General features: G+C 33.7%; 11 protein-coding genes. 4 read left to right on the top strand and 7 right to left on the bottom strand.

What is annotated here, in order from left to right; translation table 11 throughout:
* Positions 1–498: 498 nt before the first annotated feature.
* Complete coding sequence (gene rpiB / locus SCA31_RS06530; RefSeq protein WP_076352881.1) at positions 499–933, bottom strand: ribose 5-phosphate isomerase B; 435 nt, start codon at positions 931–933, stop codon at positions 499–501.
* Between the two features lie 648 nt (positions 934–1,581).
* On the opposite strand from rpiB, the gene SCA31_RS06535 reads away from it, so the two are divergent.
* Both SCA31_RS06535 and SCA31_RS06540 read left to right on the top strand, forming a co-directional pair.
* On the top strand, positions 1,582–2,772 hold the full coding sequence (locus SCA31_RS06535) for a phosphoglycerate kinase (protein WP_410696162.1): 1,191 nt from the start codon (positions 1,582–1,584) through the stop codon (positions 2,770–2,772).
* A gap of 329 nt (positions 2,773–3,101) precedes the next feature.
* Entirely contained in the window at positions 3,102–5,000 is a 1,899-nt protein-coding gene (locus SCA31_RS06540) for a hypothetical protein (protein ID WP_410696164.1), read from the top strand.
* A 477-nt stretch (positions 5,001–5,477) separates the two neighbouring features.
* On the opposite strand, the gene SCA31_RS06545 is transcribed toward SCA31_RS06540, so the two are convergent.
* From SCA31_RS06545 to SCA31_RS06570, 6 genes are all read right to left on the bottom strand, one after another.
* Entirely contained in the window at positions 5,478–6,299 is an 822-nt protein-coding gene (locus SCA31_RS06545) for a class I SAM-dependent methyltransferase (RefSeq protein WP_410696166.1), read from the bottom strand.
* Between the two features lie 117 nt (positions 6,300–6,416).
* Complete coding sequence (gene mnmG / locus SCA31_RS06550; protein ID WP_410696168.1) at positions 6,417–8,279, bottom strand: tRNA uridine-5-carboxymethylaminomethyl(34) synthesis enzyme MnmG; 1,863 nt, start codon at positions 8,277–8,279, stop codon at positions 6,417–6,419.
* Positions 8,280–8,426: 147 nt separating this feature from the next.
* Positions 8,427–8,846: an rRNA maturation RNase YbeY gene (ybeY, locus tag SCA31_RS06555; protein WP_106917801.1), complete on the bottom strand. Its 420-nt coding sequence runs from the start codon at positions 8,844–8,846 to the stop codon at positions 8,427–8,429.
* A gap of 4 nt (positions 8,847–8,850) precedes the next feature.
* Positions 8,851–11,007, bottom strand: coding sequence for a patatin-like phospholipase family protein (locus SCA31_RS06560; protein ID WP_410696170.1), 2,157 nt, complete (start codon positions 11,005–11,007; stop codon positions 8,851–8,853).
* A gap of 2 nt (positions 11,008–11,009) precedes the next feature.
* Complete coding sequence (locus tag SCA31_RS06565) at positions 11,010–13,457, bottom strand: bifunctional UDP-N-acetylmuramoyl-tripeptide:D-alanyl-D-alanine ligase/alanine racemase (protein WP_410696172.1); 2,448 nt, start codon at positions 13,455–13,457, stop codon at positions 11,010–11,012.
* Between the two features lie 208 nt (positions 13,458–13,665).
* On the bottom strand, positions 13,666–14,253 hold the full coding sequence (locus SCA31_RS06570; RefSeq protein WP_410696174.1) for a thymidine kinase: 588 nt from the start codon (positions 14,251–14,253) through the stop codon (positions 13,666–13,668).
* A gap of 61 nt (positions 14,254–14,314) precedes the next feature.
* Here SCA31_RS06570 and SCA31_RS06575 point away from each other — a divergent pair, with 61 nt between their 5' ends.
* The gene (locus SCA31_RS06575; RefSeq protein ID WP_410696176.1) at positions 14,315–15,802 is read left to right on the top strand and encodes a hypothetical protein; all 1,488 of its coding nucleotides are present in this window, start codon (positions 14,315–14,317) and stop codon (positions 15,800–15,802) included.
* A 2-nt stretch (positions 15,803–15,804) separates the two neighbouring features.
* Complete coding sequence (gene rsmI / locus SCA31_RS06580) at positions 15,805–16,479, top strand: 16S rRNA (cytidine(1402)-2'-O)-methyltransferase (RefSeq protein WP_076352891.1); 675 nt, start codon at positions 15,805–15,807, stop codon at positions 16,477–16,479.
* Positions 16,480–16,483: the final 4 nt, after the last annotated feature.

The raw sequence follows: 16,483 nt of genomic DNA on the forward strand, positions 1-16,483 counted from the left end.
TTGGTAAACTTTTCAGTTACCCTCTTTCATTGATTATAAATCATGGTCATATTCTGATCGAATATAAGTATTATCAATGGTAACTTTTCAATATTCTATTCTTTACTTAATATATAACATTTTCATATTTCAAATTCATCCATTCGGGTGAGCTTTGTTGTGAAAATGATTCTACACTTTTTTAAGAATTCTTCACTATTATTTCCTAAGCCCGGAAACAGCAAGCCACAAAAACAATACTACAGATATTCTTTTTTTCATCAAACCTTAATGTTTAATTCAACCTTATTTTTCTAAATCTACTTAATAACGGAAGCTTTAGTTTTGTATAAATTTAATACAAATATCGAGAAGAAAGGAGAAAAACCTTCTATTTAATATGTTTTAATATTATAAAGGTTCTGGAAGAAGAATAGAATATAACTTCTATTGAACACTGCAAATGTACGAATAAAAAATAAATAAGGCTTGTAATTCAAATTACAAGCCCTAGTATATTTAGCAAACAGCAATCTTATCAACCCTGTTTTGGTGTCTTCCACCTTCGAAATCTGTAGAAAGAAATTTATCTACAATTTCAATGGCCAGTTCCTTTGATATAAACCTTGCCGGCATGGAAATCATATTCGCATCATTATGCAGTCTTGCCAATGTCGCAATCTCCGGCATCCAGCAAAGTGCGCATCTAATCTTCTGATGTTTGTTCGCAGTGATCTGAACCCCGTTTCCGCTTCCACAGATCAAAATTCCCAGCTCATTTTCTCCGTTTTCCACAGAGGTGGCAGCAGGGTGGACAAAGTCTGGATAATCCACACTGTTTGTGGAAAACGTTCCAAAATCTTGAACTTCAAACTGTTCTGAAAGGTAGTTCTTAACAATCTCCTTATATTCATAGCCTGCATGGTCCGCTGCGATAGCAATTTTTCTTTTCATAATACTCTTATTAAGCTTTTTTAGATTTTATTTCCTTACAAAGGTAAGAATAATAACAATTCGTGTTAGTAAACCGTGAGTTAATTGTGAAAAGGTATGTGAATAACTGTGGAAAACTTTTTTCAACTTTCTATTTTTCAAGAAGAATATATTTCGTAATAGAAAATCCTTTTGAAAGTTTTCACCACAACTTTCCAGATCTTTTCTCAAGCTATCCCCAGATTTTTCCATAATAAAATAACTAATAATGGTTTCTTGGTAAAGTTATCAACAATTGTGAATAAGTGTCTAAATATGCAGGTTTACAAGCATTTATATTGTGAGTTAAATATGAATTGAGTACCGGTTGAGTATTATCAATTTTTAGCCAAAAACTTATCCCCGATACTAACAATATACAACAACAACTACATTATTCTTTTTTTTAAAGAGAGAAGAAATGTTGATTAGTGGGTGATTGGGTTCGGGGAAAGTTTTTGAAAACTTTTATTTTAATCAATCTGTTGAAAAAGTTTAAAACCTTACATTTGTGAAACGAAAAATCGAAGAAATTGATGGAACTGCCTCTGGCGAAATTTGCTGAAAAGCCATTAGAGCTGGATTAGTATTTCCAAGTGATTTTAGAAAAAAATAAATCTAAATATAAAAATGAAAACAATTAACGACTTCAATTTTAAAGATAAGAAAGCTCTTGTAAGAGTTGATTTCAATGTTCCACAGGATGACCAACTGAATGTGACTGACAATACCAGAATTGTTGCAGTGAAGCCGACAGTAGAGAAAATCCTTAAAGATGGCGGTTCTGTTATCTTAATGACACACCTTGGAAGACCCAAAGGAGAGGTTAAGGATGAGTTTTCTCTAAAACATATCCTAGGAGAAGTTTCCGATGTTCTTGGTCAGGAAGTGAAGTTCGTTGATGAATGTATTGGGGAAAAGGCTGAGAAAGCAGCTTCTGAACTTAAGCCGGGTGAAATTTTATTATTAGAGAATGTACGTTTTCACAATGAAGAAGAGAAAGGAGATGAAGGTTTTGCTGAACAACTTTCCAAGCTTGGGGATGCTTTTGTAAACGATGCTTTTGGAACAGCACACAGAGCACATGCTTCAACAGCTGTCATTGCGAAATTCTTTAGTTCAACTAAATTCTTCGGTTTATTGATGGCTAAAGAACTTCAGGCAATCGATAAAGTTTTGAAAAGTGGTGAGAAACCTATCACTGCAATCTTAGGTGGATCTAAGGTTTCAACTAAAATAACCATTATAGAAAATATTCTTCCGGCAGTAGATAATCTGATTATTGGAGGTGGAATGGCTTTCACATTTATTAAGGCTCTGGGAGGGAAAATTGGAAATTCATTAGTAGAAGAAGATAAGATTCCTTTAGCTCTTGAAATTTTAGGTAAGGCAAAAGAACATAAGGTTAAGATTTATCTTCCTTCTGATGCCATCATCGCTGAAAGTTTCAGTAATGATGTTGAAAGAAAAGAAGCAGACATTTATGCTATTCCTGAAGGATGGATGGGATTGGATGCAGGTCACAAATCAAGAGATCAGTTTAATGATGTATTATTAAATTCAAGAACAATTCTTTGGAATGGTCCAATTGGAGTTTTTGAAATGTCACATTTTGCAGGAGGAACTGTTGCATTGGGTGACAGTATTGCTGAAGCTACAAGATTAGGTGCTTTCTCTTTAGTTGGAGGAGGAGACAGTGTTGCTTTCGTTAAGCAGTTTGGATATGCTGATAAAGTAAGCTATGTTTCTACCGGAGGTGGAGCAATGCTTGAAAGTCTTGAAGGACTTGAACTTCCTGGAGTAGCTGCTATCAATAATTAATAAGAAATAAATATCTATATTTTAAAGCCTGCTAATTTAATTAGCAGGCTTTTTTATGTTTGAAATTCTATTGAGAAATCCTGAATTGATCGTGGTTTGTATTGTTTTTAGATATAACCTTAGGTTATACTAAATAGACTTGATTCATTGATAGAAAGTTATATTATAACAAGCTTTTTAAAACGAAAAATGATCATTTTAATTTCAAATAGAATTCTAGTTTTTTTAAGAGTAGAAATTAAATCTTTTCTTCTTTCTGAATATTTTTTATACGTCAAGTTTTGGCGTTAGCGGGAAATACATTTGCAGTACCAAATTAAAATATTTTGATGTATACAAATGAATTTTTCGCGGTAGGAAATACAGCTCCTAATGATGATCTTATACAGCTAATTGACAGTTTTACCAAAGAGAATGTCAACTTTAAAAAAGTAACTACTTGGATTGATGGGCAAGCTCTTGGTGTGAATGATCCCAGAGTATTGAGTGATGAGATTATTTATCGATCAAGGGGTAATGATTATTATGTAAACACTGTAGTTTTTGCTTCAAAAAGAGTATATGTAACCTGTTTTGGTGTTAAGTCATCTTATACTGTAGATCAAAGACCTGCTATCCAAAAGGTATTTGATATCAGCTCCAAGCTTGGATTAAAATTAGTTTTTCCAAGTGGTCATTTTCTAATTAATTCTTACAGTGATGATGCAGTTCTTGTTTTGGAGCATGCCAATGTTTTAGAATTAAGATCTTATTTAGATGTAGAATTTGAGGAATATAGCGTTATTAAGCTTGGTGAGTTCTTTGATGACAAGGCATTTGTACTTTTTTCTGGTTTTAATGCTCGAAAGCCTATAAATTTTTCACCTTTATACAATATCACTTTTAAAGGTAGGGGAGTTATTGATTTTAATGGGCAGGTTTCACAATTAAGGACTTCTTATAAACGTAGAATCGGTTTTGAGGGAGGTAACTGTACAAATGTTGATATAGATGGACTATATTGGACGAATGGTGATTTAACTAACTGTATAGGAGTTGGTTGGGCTGAAAATGGTAATAAGGTTTCTATCCATAACTGTATTTTTGAAAATCTAGTTATGAGTAATAAAAAAATTAATGATGATCATTCTACGATCTATGGAAATGCTAATTTTTTATCTGTTTATGATAATGTTTTTATTGGTAATGAGCAAACAAGATTTATTGGCTGTGCATGTGAAATTCATGCTAGTAATACATCGTTCTCAAACAATAAAATATACAACTATTTGAGAATGAATTTTGTAGTAGGAAATGCTGGTGAAAAAGAGAGTATTTCTAATATTACAATTTCTGATAATATTGCTGAATTAACAGCTGGTGCTGTTTATTTATGGGGTACAAAGAATTGTATTACCTCAAATGTCCTTATTGCTTCTAATAATATTAGACATAAACATATTGTAGGTGAACTTCCATTTTATAATGGATGGCAATCTTTATTAATTATTGAAAATAAGTTGGGTAAATGTGAGAGAGTTACTGTAAGAAACAATGTTTCTCATATACTGTATTCTGAAAACAATAATATTGAAACAAGATTTGCTATTGGTATTTCTTGTGCAACAGAATCTTTAGAGATCTGTGATAATCATTTTATTGGGCATTCTCTTGGAGTAAAATTTACTACTGCTGATCCGCCTAATACTCAGTATGTGGATTTTTCTTTTATTAAAATTTCAGGTAATAATTTTACTTCTTCTTCTAAATTAGTTAAAATAGAGGCAAGAAAATTGAATTATTGTTTAATTGCTAACAATTCTACTGTACTTGATAATAGCTCGGTTGAAAACCTGATTGAGATCAATAGTGATATTATTCAATCCACAACGGTAAGAGATAATATTTATATTTCAAACCAGCCAAAAGTTGAGTTTACACCTTCTTTAGTATTCTTGGCTGATCCGTCCAATAAAGCTAAATATGTTCTGTCATTAGTGAGTACACCTGTACCTAGTATTAATGGTGGGGGATCTGCTCTGATTAGTCCTGTACTTTCAAGTAGCCACAAGAGGGTAGGGGGGATGTACACCATTCAGCCAACATATCCGTTCCCTGAACTTTTCTTCAATGCCCATACTTTTGGTGCCGGAGGAACGTCGGATGTGAAATTTAAAGTTGATAACATGACATCAACCATATTTTCAGGAAATCCAAATTTAGTTAGTAACTTGATTGTTAGCTTATAAAACAAAGGCCTGAATTATTCCGGTCTTTGTTTTTTATAGTGTGAAAATCGACATCCATAAATACTTTAAAAATCAAAAAACTATATATTTCCGAGTATTTGTATGCTTAATAAGAAATAAAGCCTGAAATAATAGGTTTCTATTTGTTTTTTTTCTTTTGAAGTTGTTTTTTTTGATTTTTTGATTGGTTATAAAGATGATTTTCTTAAAATTTTATTTTTTTTGAATATTTGTTTATTTTCTAAATTTATCGCGATCTGAAAAGTACTAAATAGTTTTCATGTGAAAATAGAGTAGGATTGTAAATGCAAAATTTGATTATTTAGAAATCTAATTTTCTTTTTTGAATTTTTAAATAAATCTGAGTAGCATCCTTTTATAAAAATAAAAACTCAGGAGTAATTATCCTGAGTTTTTTAAATTTTTTGATGAAAATACTGAAATTCGGCTTTCAGAAATGGCTTAAAAATCGATTTTCTATCTTTTTTCGATAATATATATCAAACTTGAAAATTCGTTCGAAAAAAGGGCTTTTATGTTCGAAATCGTTCCGTAGATTGTAGCTTTTAGCCAAAATAGAGGTGATTTTTTATATTTTTCGCTGAGCATGGAGATATAATAAGAATCTAGAACCAATGGTTTTATCTTTCTCATTTTCCAGTCTGATTTTTTTGAAATCAAATTTTCCATTCCATTTTTTGAAAAATGGTAGATGTGTCTTGGAACGTCATAGGCTGCCCAATATTCTTTGTAATGTTTTGCATCGTAAGAAGTAGGGTTGGGTACGGCAATGATAAGAAGTCCTTTTTCTTTTAATTTCCCGTGAAAAGCATTTAGCATTTCATCCTGATTCTCGATGTGTTCAAATACATGCCAAAGTGTAATAGCGTCTAAACTGTTTTCTTCAATTTTATTGATATCATCCAGAATCTTGGCTTTTGCTATTTTCCCCTGTGCGGCATTTCTTGCATCTGCATCGGGTTCAAAACCGAATGTTTCAAAATCATTCTCTATATACCTTACGAATTCTCCTGCACCACATCCGTAGTCTAATACTTTTGATCCCTTTTTAATTCTGTCAACAAGAATATTCTTCTTATATTGTAAATTGAAAGACTGAAGAAATTTGTAAAGCTTTTCTTTCAAACTTCCGGAGTCCTGATGATGAGAAATATAATCTTCGCTTTCGTAGTATTTGGAAATATTGGATGGGATAGGGGAGGTTTTATATACTCCTTTTGTTTCTGTTTCCTTAATTTCAAATATTTCCTGTGAAAGAAAATGATCTTTTATTTTCATTGAATTCGCTATCTGTTATATTTAAAAAATTAAGATATTCAGAGATATATTGCATGCTCATAAATACCTTAATTTCTGTTGTATTTTTTTTAATGTTTCACGTGAAACATTTCTTTTTTAACGTCCTAAATACACTAGTAAAACGTTAATATCAGCCGGAGAAACCCCGCTTATTCTTCCTGCTTGTGCAATAGTCTTGGGACGTACGTTGGACATCTTCTGTTTTGCTTCTGCAGAAAGGCTTGAAAGCTTCATATAATCAAAGTCTTCAGGAATTTTAATGTTTTCTAAACGATTAAGTTTAGCCACATTTTCCTTTTCTTTCTCAATATAGCCTCTATACTTGATATTAATTTGCGCCTGCTCTCTTACTTCATCATTATATCGACTAGAAACTTCTTTAATGAAATCAATTTCATCTAATTTTTCTAATGTAATATTGGGTCTTGTAAGAATTTGAGCTGCTCTATAGGCTTGATCTACAGGATTACTTTCTACAGATTCTAAAATAGGGTTAATAACGCCTGGTTTTAAAGAAGTTTCTTTAAGAAACTCTTCAAGTGATTGACTATCAGATATTTTAGATTCTACTTTTCTTAATCTTTCTTCTTTTGCAAGTCCTAAGTTATAAGCTTTTTCAGTTAATCTGATATCGGCGTTATCTTGTCTTAAAAGAAGTCTGTATTCTGCACGTGAAGTAAACATTCTGTAAGGTTCTTCAGTTCCCTTTGTAATCAGGTCATCTATCAATACTCCAATATAGGCTTCATCTCTATTAAGGATAAAGTCTCCTTTCTCATGAACTTTATTGTGTGCGTTGATTCCGGCAATTAAACCTTGGCCTGCTGCTTCTTCATATCCTGTAGTTCCATTGATCTGTCCTGCGAAATATAAATTGTCAATTAATTTTGTTTCCAGGGTATGTTTCAATTGGGTAGGAGGGAAGTAGTCATATTCAATAGCGTAACCCGGACGGAAAACTTTTACATTTTCAAATCCTGGAATATGTCTCATGGCTTTGATCTGTACATCCTCAGGAAGAGATGAACTAAATCCGTTTACATAGATCTCTACAGTTTTCCATCCTTCCGGTTCTACGAAAAGCTGGTGTCTGTTTCTTTCAGCGAAACGATTAATCTTATCTTCAATACTTGGACAATATCTTGGACCTAAACTTTGGATGGTACCATTGAACATTGGACTTCTATCAAATCCTTCACGAAGAATATCATGAACTGTTTCGTTGGTATAAACAATATGGCAGCTTAATTGTTTTGTTAATTTAGGAGTATCAAGATAACTGAACTTTTGAGGATTTTCATCTCCTTTCTGTTCTTCCATTTTAGAATAATCCAAACTTCTTCCATCTACTCTCGGTGGAGTACCCGTCTTCATTCTTCCAGCTTCGAAACCTAAAGTTACCAATTGCTCGGTAATACCAAACGCTCTAGGTTCACCCATTCTTCCTCCTCCTAATTGTTTATCTCCAACGTGAATTAATCCGTTAAGAAAAGTTCCGTTGGTAAGGACTACTGATTTTCCTTTGATTTCAATTCCTAAAGAACTGATCACTCCGGTTACTTTATTGTTCTCTACAATTAGCTGTTTCACCATATCCTGAAAGAAATCAAGATTCGGAGTATTCTCTAATGCAAGTCGCCATTCTTCTGCGAAAAGCATTCTATCATTTTGGGTTCTTGGGGACCACATGGCAGGACCTTTTGAAAGATTCAGCATCTTGAATTGTATTGCTGATTTGTCTGCTACAATTCCGGAATATCCTCCCATTGCATCAATCTCTCTTACGATCTGTCCTTTTGCGATTCCACCCATTGCGGGGTTGCAACTCATCTGTCCGATGGTCTGCATATTCATTGTAATCAATAGTGTTTTTGAACCCAGGTTGGCTGCTGCTGCTGCTGCTTCACATCCTGCGTGTCCTGCACCTACTACCATCACATCATATATTTCTGAAATCATTTTTATCTCGCTTGTTTAAGCTTTTAAACCTTATCTTTATTACTAATGTTTCACGTGAAACATTTTTGAAGAATGCACTCTAGGTAAACTTGTATTATTGCTAGAATAGAGTACTTTAGATATCAGACTTTAAGTAATTGTTCAATTTCAATTCTTTAAATCCCTGTATTTAGCTAAGTACAAATCTTCCATTCTTCGCATCTCTTTTTCTTCTTCTTCCGTCTTGTCTTTATAGCCGGCAAGGTGTAAAATACCGTGGGCTAAAACCCTTCTTAATTCTTCTTCATGATCTCGGGAAAGGGTAGAGGCGTTATCAGAAATGCGCTGCAAAGATACAAAAATCTCAGCGCTTATTGTCTTGCCTTTTACATAATCAAAAGTGATAATATCGGTATAATAATCATGCTGTAAATAATCCTGATTAATCTTTAAAAGATATTCATCATCACAGAAAATGTAATTGATTTCTCCTAGTTTTTTTCCTTCTGAAAGAATAAGATCTTCCAGCCATTTTTTGTAATCTGTGTTTACCGACTCTGGTAAATTTTCGTAAAAGAATTGTATCATTGTATTAAAACCAGTGTCCTAAAATAACACTGAATATGCCTTTTTGATTGTTTTTAAGTGAGTGGCTAAAGTTTACTTTAATCTGTCCGAAAGGAGATTTGTATCCAGCCGTAAGTCCTAGTGAACTAAAATTTACTTTAACTGCATCTTCAAATTTAATATCATTTGAAAGGTTGGCAAAGGTAAAGTTTCCGCTGATAAAATAGTTCTTATTGAATTTAAACTGAAGATCATTGGATGCCAATATTACATTATTTGTATGTAGCTGGGCAAAATAAAATCCTCCAAAGCTTTTGAAGTTAATAATATTCTGTTCAAAAAGTCCTCCCAATCTATATTGATAATAGGAGGGAAGGTGTTCTCCAAGGGTAACACCTCCAAATAAGTTAAGGCGGTAAGTGAACTGTTTACCAAGAGGAATATTTATTTTCAAATCAGCTTTTATCTGAACGATTCTTCTTTCCACTTCAGATTTTAAAAGATCAATCACTTTTCCTTCTGCAGCAAAATAGACTCCTTTTGTTGGAAATTCCTTGTCATCCTGTGTATCTGTCTTCAGAAATACATAAGGATTTAAAAAACGGCTATAACGCCTGTTTTCACCGTTAATTTCCGCTCTAAAGTAATCGTGGCTAATACCACCGCCAATAGCAAATTTATCTTTCCAAATGGACTGTATATAAGCTTCATTTCTGGCCCATTCCCATTTGTCGATAACATAATTATCCCCATTCTTCAAATCAAAGCTCATTCCAGAAGAATAAATACCAAATCCAGGAATATATCCGTTATCAATAAAATAATTTACATAATATCTAAGTTTGTCACCTACAACTACATCTACCGAAAGGTTAGAGTTTTTGAATAAAAGTCTCTTTGCAGAGTAGTTTAATAGCAACCCTGTTTTGAAAACTTCATCATAATGCAAACCAAATCTTAAAAAATGACGGGTATCATCTTCCGTTACATAAAGCTTTAGATAATTAGCATCATTCTCCTGAACGATATCATAATTGATGAATTTGTAATTATTCGTAGCAACAAGTTTATCAATCATCTTATTGATACTGCCATAGGTTTGTAAAGAGGGTAGTCGTAGACCCATTTTACCCAACGTATAGTTTTTACCGAAGATTTTACTTCCTTCAATAGAGATGCTGTCTATCTTATATACATTGGAATATATTGGATTTACGCGTTGTCTAAGGCGGTCAAACGGGCGTTTGGGTAATTGATCCAGAACTTGGGTATACTTTAAGCCTTCTACATAGCCGCTGTCTAGAATTTTTTTCTTGTCGTCATAGCTTGTGGCAGACATTCCTTTAAGGTTAGGCTTAATATTGATGTCCGTATACTTATATTGCTTTTTTGTATCCCTTTTTATTCCAAAGTCAATAACCTGATTCAGAATTGAAATAATATTGTTTAAATCCTCTCTTTTTGACAGGTCCTGATTAAGATCCACACCGATAACGATATCAATTCCTTTGTCTTTTAATGGCTTTGACGGGTAGTTTACCGTCATGGCTCCATCAATATAAATACTATCACCTATTTTAATAGGATCCATTAAAGATGGAAAAGCAGAACTCGCCATTATAGATTGTACAAGGTCACCCTTTTCAAAGATCTGCATATTTCCACTTTCAAGATTGGTGGCAACGCATAAAAAAGGGATAGGCATTTTGGAAAAGTCCTCAATATTGGAAACATTTTTGAAAAGTTCCTTTAGAAGATAAACATTTCTCTGGCCTGTACTAATGGAAGAGGGAAGGGTAATTTTTCCATTTTTCAATGGAATAGATAAAAGATATTTGTCTACAGATTTATTGAAGAAACTTGCTTCCTGTCTTGATTTTGGATCCATAATCAAAGAATAGAAATCCGTATCCATTACGATTTTTTCTATTTCCTTTCCGGAATATCCGGAAGCGTATAATCCACCAACGATGGCTCCCATACTTGTTCCGGCAATATAATCCACCTTTACTCCCAATGAATCTAACACTTTTAGCACTCCGACATGTGAAAAACCTTTGGCCCCACCACCGGCAAGTGAGAGTCCTATTTTGGGGTTCTTCGGAATTACTAAGTCTTTTTTTACCTGAGAGTTGAACAATAGCAATTGGAATACGAAAAGAAGAATCAGGAGTTTTCTCATAGTTAATCTTTTATATAAATCCGTTTCACCCGTGGGGAAATGGACGTTAATACTTCATAGGTTATAGTTTTACAGTAGCCTGCAAATTGTTTTAAACTTGGTTGAGCATTGAAGACTGTTACAGTATCTCCCTCCTTTACATGGGGAGCATTTTCTACGTTAATCATCATCATATCCATACAGATATTTCCAACAATAGGAACCAATGTTTTATTGACTCCCAAATGGCCTATCTGATTTCCTATCAATCTTGGGATACCGTCAGCATATCCAACAGGGATCGTTGCAATCTTAGTCTTATGATCTGCTTTATATTTTCTGCTGTAGCCTACAGATTCTCCACTTTCAACCACGGAAATTTGGGATATTACTGTTTTAAAGCTTACTACAGACTGTAATTGTTTTTGTATTTCACTATCCGGTGATTCTCCAATCATTCCGATACCGATCCGCACCATATCATGCTGATGATCCGTATAGCTTGTAATTCCAGACGAGTTTAAAATATGTCGGATAGGAGTGTAGTCTAATTTTTCAGTTAAATAGCGAGAATTTTTTTCAAAAACCTCCAGCTGCTTTAAAGTAAACTCTTTCTCTTCCGGCATATCTGAGGAAGATAAGTGACTGAACATACTTTGAACTTTAAGATTTTTCTGGCTTAAAGTTTCACTGAGTTGGTCCAGTTCAAAGTCCTTAAATCCAAGACGGTGCATTCCCGTTTCCAGTTTAATATGAATAGGATATTTTTTATCATATCCTGATTTCTGCACAGCTTCATAAAATAGTTCCAACACCCTGAAACTGTAAATTTCAGGCTCCAGATTATATTCAATGATCGTTTGATAACTGTGTTGCTCAGGATTCATCACTATAATAGGAGTAGTGATTCCCTTTTTACGCAGTTCTACTCCTTCATCAGCAAAAGCTACCCCAAGATAGTCGATGTGATGATGCTGTAGGAACTCTGAGATTTCATAACTACCCAAACCGTAGGCATTAGCTTTTACCATAGCCATCATTTTCGTTCCGGGTTTCAATAGCGACTTGTGATAGTTAATATTATGAAGAATAGCGTTTAGATTAATCTCTAAAACAGTATCATGCTTTCTGAGTTCAAGGATATCTTTAAGCTTCTCTATTTCAAATTTTCTTGCTCCTTTTAAAAGAATGATTTGATTTTCTATTTCAGAAAGGTGTTTACTTTCAATAAGTTCCTTAGTGTCTATGAAAGTATAAGTTTTAGACTTAAATAATTCACTGAACTTTGAAATTTCATCGCCAATTAGAAAGACAGAATCAAAATGTTGATCATTTACCAATTCGGAAACTTCTTCATAAAGTTCCTGAGAATTAGTATTCACTCCTACAATATCCGTCAAGACCAATGACTTTTTAGGCTTATTGTATTCGTTTAAAAATTGCAGGGCAGTTTTCAAAGAATCGAGGTCAAGGTTAAATGAATCATTGATGACAATATTACCCTTAATTCCTTCGATGGCTTCAAGCCTCATTTCGACGGCCTTTAAAAGGTTGATTTTTTCAACGATCTTTTTGTTTTCGACTCCTAACTCCTTAAGTGCAGCGATAAGTGCTGTAGCGTTGGTTAATGTCGCTTCGTCTCTTTGATGGGCAGGAAAACTGATTTCTTCACCAAAATATTCAACAATGATGTTTTCATCCTTGGAAATATTGTTTTTGATGAAGACCTGGTTTCCTTCTTGAAATCCGTAAGAGATTAATTTTTTATCCGAATATAATTTTTTAATTTTTTTATCTACCAAAGGATGGTCACCATTATAAATGATAACTTCAGAATCCTTAAAAAGTTTAATCTTCTCATCTATCAATTCTTCCTCAGAAGAAAAGTTGGCGGCATGAGCTGTTCCGATATGGGTTAACAATCCGATTTGTGGATGGAAAATATTTTCAAGTTTTTCCATTTCATTCGGTTTGGAAATTCCTACCTCAAAAATTCCCAGTTGATGAGAATCATTAATCTGAAGTAATGAAAGGGGAAGGCCTATTTGAGAATTAAAACTCTTTGGGCTCTTTACAGTTGGAAATTCATTCCATAAACATTGATAAAGCCATTCCTTTAAAATGGTTTTACCATTACTTCCTGTAATTCCTATGGATCGCAAATGAGAATTTTCAAAGTGATACTTTGCTAATTGTTGAAGAAAATCCACGGAATTTTTGACAATAATCCATGTTATATTTTCAAACTGTGGATATTGATGTTCGGAAATAATAATATTGATTCCTCTGTCAATGGCAGATTCAATGAACTTTTCGCCAGAATTTTTATGGGTATTAATGGCAATAAACGCAGTATTCTTCGTTGAATAAATAATCCTGCTGTCGTAAGCTATGTTTTTAACCATTAAATTATTCTCACCAATAACCTGTGAATTGGTGATTTCTGCAATTTGATGTACTGTATAGTTCATTGGTGCCCTTTCTGCTTTATTTTTAGGCGAAACTGCAAAAAGGTAAAACTGGAAAGAGGTCAGAAAAGCTTATTTTTAACTGATTTCTCATTTTTGAAATTTTACACTATTGCTTTTTCGTTTTTCATTTATTAATATTCTGTGAATGTATTTTACTGGCTACTATATTATAGAGCTTTTTTGCGACTTTGCAGTTTTACTTTTTGTGTTACTTCCTTTTTGAAAGCACTTCATCAATAAATACACGGCGGCTTACTGCTTCGTAGCTTTCAGTTTCTCCCAATTCTACAAGATTATCTCCCTGGGAAGTTCTCATAGAATAGTTGGCGAGATTACCTGTTCTCTTGCAAATAGCATGCACTTTTGTTACATATTCTGCCGTAGCCATCAGATTGGGCATTGGCCCAAAGGGACGACCCAAAAAGTCCATGTCCAACCCTGCAACAACTACTCTTACGCCGCTATTGGCCAGTTGATTCGCAATGTCAACAATGCTTTCATCAAAAAACTGAGCTTCATCTATCCCTACCACATCACAATTGGATGCCAGTAGAAGAATTTCGTTCGGATTTTCTACTGCACTACTGCGTATTTTATTCTGATTATGAGAAACTACATCTTCCTCAGAATACCGGATATCCAGTTTCGGTTTAAAAATTTCCACATTTTGTCCTGCCATTTCAGCTCTCCGTAATCTTCGGATCAACTCCTCGGTTTTACCCGAAAACATAGAGCCACAAATCACTTCCATCCAACCACTTTGTTTGGAATGATTAATTGTATTTTCTAAAAACATTTGTTAAATTAGCCGTATATTTTCAAAATCAAAAGTAAGCAATTTTAATAAGAATCTTATTATGCAAAATATCCAAGATTTAAAGGAAAAAATTTTTTTTGAATCCAAGAATATCATTGATAATCTGGACAAAATAAATAATGTAGACGAGTTACTTTCCAAGCAAGATCTTGTAGATGAGCTTGCTAACAGGATTTCTTTTTTGAAACTGCTGGAAAAAAACATTGAATATTTCATAGCAGACGAACCAGTTAAATATTCGGACAATCATTCCACTTCTTTTGCTTCAGGAGAATTGGACCATCATGATTCCGGAAATGAAGTAACGGAGGAGGAAGCGATCTTTAATAATGAGCTGAATGAAATTGATGAGCATGAAAATGACAGTTTTATATTGGAATCCGAGGAAGAAGAGGTTGTTTTCAATAATCAATTGAATGAGATTGTTGAAAATGAATTCCATGAAAACATGGTAAACTTTGTGGAAGAAAACCACGAAGAAAAGTCTGCTGAAAGTATGCAGACGTCAATTTCTTCTACTGAAGTGACAGAAGAAGAAGCAATCTTCAATAATCAATTGAACGAAATTGATGAAAATGAACATTCAATTGCTCCGGATGCTATTCTGAGTTTTGTAGATGAAGAGAAAATTCTTTCTGATGCTAAGCCTGATTCAGATGAGGATATTAATGAAGATATGTTTAATGATGAAGTAACAGAGGAGGAAGCGATTTTCAACAATCAACTGAATGAAATAGAGAATGATGATGAATCTGAAGAAAAAAATGAAGTGGATTATGCTGCAGTAAGTGAACTTAAAGATAACAAGGTAACTACTGAAACAATTCCAAGTATTTTCGATACTGAAATGCTTGATGATGAAATGTTGATTGAGGAAAATGAAGATCAGTTTGCCAATTCAAACATTTCGTTAGAGCAAGGAGAGCTGGTAACAGAAACCTCTAATGTAGAAAATATTCTGAATGAGATTAAAAATGATCATTCCGAACAAGACATAAAGGAAGAAAATGTTCTTGCAGAAGTTTATGACCGAAGAAAAATTGTTGAAATAGACAAGCCTGTTCCCGAAGAAACAGAAAGACATCCTTCTGATGAAAGTTTTGAAAACTTAGATGAATATCATCAGGAGAAAAAAATAAAATTAGCCAATATCAAAGGGTTGAAAGCTGTTCAATCCCTCTTTGACGATGATCCTCTGGAAAGAGAATTTCCAATGGAAAGCCAAACTACATTTGTAAAGGAAGACACAGGAAGTGTTATGAAGTCTAATATTCCTACCAATTTTATGGAGGCTGAAAAGCAGAAACCAGAGTTTAAACTGGATTTGAATGATAGAATTGCTTTTTCAAAAATGCTGTTTGGTGGAAGTCAGGCAGATCTTAATGAAACGGTAGCTTATCTGAATCAATTCAAAACGCTGGAGGAAGCAAAGGAATATCTGAGTGACCTTTACTATGAGAGAAAATGGAATGGAGTGGATGAATATGCTCAGAGACTTTGGATATTGGTGGAAAATAAATTCTTATAATTTTGAGCGGAATCTTATATTTTGTTCCTACACCCGTTGGGAACCTTGAGGATATGACCTTTAGAGCAGTGAATGTTCTTAAGGAAGTAGATTATATTTTATGTGAAGACACCAGAACTTCTGGAATACTTTTAAAGCACTTTGAAATCTCTAAGCCTTTAAAGTCTTATCATTTACACAATGAGCATCAGGCAACAGAGAAAGTGATTACAGACCTTAAAAATGGCCAGAATATCGCGATCATTACCGATGCCGGAACCCCTGGTATCTCAGACCCTGGTTATTTACTGGCAAAAGCAGGAGCAGATAATAATATAGAAATGATCTGCCTTCCAGGAGCAACAGCATTAATTCCGGCTCTAGTAGTTTCCGGACTTCCCAATAATGAATTTTTATTTGCAGGATTTTTGCCCCAGAAAAAAGGAAGACAAACCAAACTTAAGCAACTTGCAGAGGAGAAAAAAACAATTGTCCTTTATGAAAGCCCCCATAAGATCAATACCACATTGGAACAGATCAAGGAATTCTTTGGTGAAGAAACAAAGGCTAGCTTGAGCCGCGAAATCTCCAAGAAATTTGAAGAAACTAAACGCGGAACTATCAATGAATTAATTGAATTTTCCAAGAGTAAAACTTTAAAAGGAGAGATCGTTCTTATTGTCAATAATTCTATTTAAATTC

It is taken from the genome of Chryseobacterium sp. SIMBA_028, assembly GCF_046535285.1.
GTDB lineage: Bacteria > Bacteroidota > Bacteroidia > Flavobacteriales > Weeksellaceae > Chryseobacterium.